This is a genomic window from Moraxella caprae DSM 19149 (genome assembly GCF_000426885.1).
GTDB classification, from domain to species: Bacteria; Pseudomonadota; Gammaproteobacteria; order Pseudomonadales; family Moraxellaceae; genus Moraxella; species Moraxella caprae.
The window spans coordinates 1-2,494 of record NZ_AUGF01000092.1 but is presented as its reverse complement, the minus strand read 5'-3'; the positions used below and the strand labels follow the sequence as shown (position 1 = coordinate 2,494).

General features: G+C 38.6%; 5 protein-coding genes. All 5 read left to right on the top strand.

Features of this window, described 5'->3' with window-relative positions; translation table 11 throughout:
* Positions 1-1,125 (top strand): protein rep (locus K941_RS17430; protein ID WP_051226068.1); only part of this gene is annotated, 1,125 nt, incomplete at its 5' end.
* A gap of 267 nt (positions 1,126-1,392) precedes the next feature.
* The gene (locus tag K941_RS16585) at positions 1,393-1,719 is read left to right on the top strand and encodes a hypothetical protein (RefSeq protein WP_051226067.1); all 327 of its coding nucleotides are present in this window, start codon (positions 1,393-1,395) and stop codon (positions 1,717-1,719) included.
* Entirely contained in the window at positions 1,691-1,984 is a 294-nt protein-coding gene (locus K941_RS0112350; RefSeq protein WP_029103834.1) for a hypothetical protein, read from the top strand. The genes K941_RS16585 and K941_RS0112350 overlap by 29 nt, the downstream gene beginning before the upstream one ends.
* On the top strand, positions 1,981-2,208 hold the full coding sequence (locus K941_RS0112345; RefSeq protein ID WP_029103833.1) for a hypothetical protein: 228 nt from the start codon (positions 1,981-1,983) through the stop codon (positions 2,206-2,208). The genes K941_RS0112350 and K941_RS0112345 overlap by 4 nt, the downstream gene beginning before the upstream one ends.
* Before the next feature lie 83 nt (positions 2,209-2,291).
* The coding region (locus K941_RS17640) for a hypothetical protein (protein ID WP_036388427.1) at positions 2,292-2,494 on the top strand (203 nt) is incomplete at its 3' end.

The following is a 2,494-nucleotide window of genomic DNA, read 5'->3' as shown; positions in this document are numbered from 1 at the left end:
GGTATATATACGAAATTACACGCCAACCCCGAAAATAAAGGCTTTGCGGGGGTTAAGGAAATTTCATCAAGGGTGAAAAATTTTGCTTTGCAAGATAAGGCAAGGCAGATTTTAACCCAAAAGGTTGTTAGGGGTAAAAAATGGGCTTATGTGCATAGGGTAAATTACTGCTTACGCTTGCGTATAAGCAAAGATAAGGGCGTTGAGCTGTTTTATAGCAAAGAGCGTGATAAAGCCCAATACGGCAATTTACAGCGTTGCTGTAGCGTCTGGAATTGCCCTGTATGTGCTTCGGTCATCACTGAAGCAAGGCGATTGGAATTACAAGCAGGTTTATCCGCTTGGGCTGAAAATGGCGGTTATTGTTATTTGGTTACTTTCACCAATCGCCATTACAGCGGTATGAATTTATCGCATTTGCTTGGTGGTCAAAAGAAAGCATTCGTTAAGTTTTGGCAGAAAAGAAAAGTTAATGAGATGCTTAAAAATTTGGGCTATGTTGGTCGTATTGTTGCCACTGAAGTAACCTATGGTGATAGCGGTTGGCATCCGCATTATCACATGATTTTTTTCTTTAGCCGTGAAATTAATATGCAGGCTTTGCAGTCGTTTTTGGCTGTTGAGTGGCAAGATGTAAGCGTTAAGGTTGGGTTACCGCCACCAACTATCAAAAACGGTGTTGATGTTCGTGATGGTACTTATGCCGCCAAGTACGTTAGTAAATGGGGATTAGAGCATGAGCTTACTAAGGGGCATTTGAAAAAAGGTTTAAATGGTTCTCTTACCCCTTTTGATTTGCTTAGATTGTCCAATGGTTCTGATGTTTACGCTGATTTATTTAGGGATTTTGCTGATGCTTTTAAGGGTAAACAGCAACTCCATTGGTCTAATGGTCTTAAGGATTTATTGCGTGTCTGTGAGAAAACAGATGCTGAAATCGTTGCCGATACTGATAAAAAATCGGATTATATTTGTGATTTAAGTGTAGAAATTTGGCATTTGATTTTGATGTATGATGCTAGAGCTGAAGTTTTGGATTTGGTTGAGCAAGATTATTTGGATAATGGTGATAGATTGGATAATTTTGTACTAGGTTTGGCTAAGCGTTATGTAAGTCAAATGTAATTACAATGTATTTCACATTTATCCATTTTTTGCGGATTTTTGCGTGTAGCAAAAAACGGAAAAAATGGGTAAATGCTGATGTCGTGTGTTAAGCGTGGTATGGCTTTCTTGAACATGGCTAACCAACCCACATAAAACCCCCATGTCAAGGCTGGAGACTTTTGTACTACCTTGACATGGGGGTTTTATGTGGTATCTTGCCATAATGTTCAAGAAAGGCATTAACGTGTTGGTTTCCAGTTGCGTTTTTTAAAAAAAGGTATTAAAATGGCTAGACCTAAAGGCAAAGGGCATCGTGTCGCTCTTACACTTAATCAAGAAACGAATGACGTTTTTGATAGATTTTCGGAATTGACTGGTACACCAAAGGCTACGTTAATTCGTGATTATCTTGAAGAAATTTTACCCATTGTTAAGGATACTATTGACGCTTTAGAAATGGTTAAATCTAAAGAGCTGACTTTTTCGCAAGCTCAAAGTATGTTTTTGAATGCCGTTGCTGATTATAACGATACTGTGTCTCATGCAATTAGGGAAATTTCAAAACCCTTAGATGGAGATAGCCATGCTACAACTAGCAGGAAAAGTGATTAATCTGTTCACCGTTGAAGGTGGTACAGATAAAGACGGTAAAGACTATGCCGAACGCCATAAGGTGCAACTTATGGGTTCGGTGTTGTTGCAAAACGGTGATACTAAGTTTGATTTGTTAGATTTGACAGTGCCTAATATTTCTGACTGGTCTGGCTTACAAAATAAAGATATTACTGTGCAGATTGGTGCTTTTGCACCTGAGAAAAATACGATTGTGTATTTTGTGCCAAAAGGTGTTAAACCGCAACTTATGGGGGCATCATGAATTTAACTGGTTATGAGGCTTTGTTTTTTAGTCGTATTGTTGATAATCCTAATGAACTGGGTGTTTATTCTTTGTTTTCCGATATTGTCTTAGAAAAACAACCAGATATTACATTAAGTGAATATCGTGAGTTAGTTCTTAATACTTTTGAGAATATTTCTTTTCTATTAGACAAAGAAAAAGGCGACACCGCTACCAACGAAACCGCCTTATCTTATGTTTAGTAAATAAACCTAATAAAAAACCCTGCTACGGTCGGCAAACCTACAGGGTTTTTAGGTATTCAAAACAACAAGGATATTCTACCATGTTTGACAGTTATGTCAATTCTAAATTTTCCCCTGTTTACCACAAAAACCCCCACCAGCGACACGAGGACAACGGAGGCGGACGAGTGGAGCGAGGGGGGTCTCTTGGTATATATACGAAATTACACGCCAACCCCGAAAATAAAGGCTTTGCGGGGGTTAAGGAAATTTCATCAAGGGTGAAAAATTTTGCTTTGCAAGA

Bases quoted from the DNA above. Each gene is read 5' to 3' on its own strand.
- K941_RS16585 (WP_051226067.1), top strand. From the start codon at position 1,393: ATGGCTAGACCTAAAGGCAAAGGGCATCGTGTCGCTCTTACACTTAAT.
- K941_RS0112350 (WP_029103834.1), top strand. From the start codon at position 1,691: ATGCTACAACTAGCAGGAAAAGTGATTAATCTGTTCACCGTTGAAGGT.
- K941_RS0112345 (WP_029103833.1), top strand. From the start codon at position 1,981: ATGAATTTAACTGGTTATGAGGCTTTGTTTTTTAGTCGTATTGTTGAT.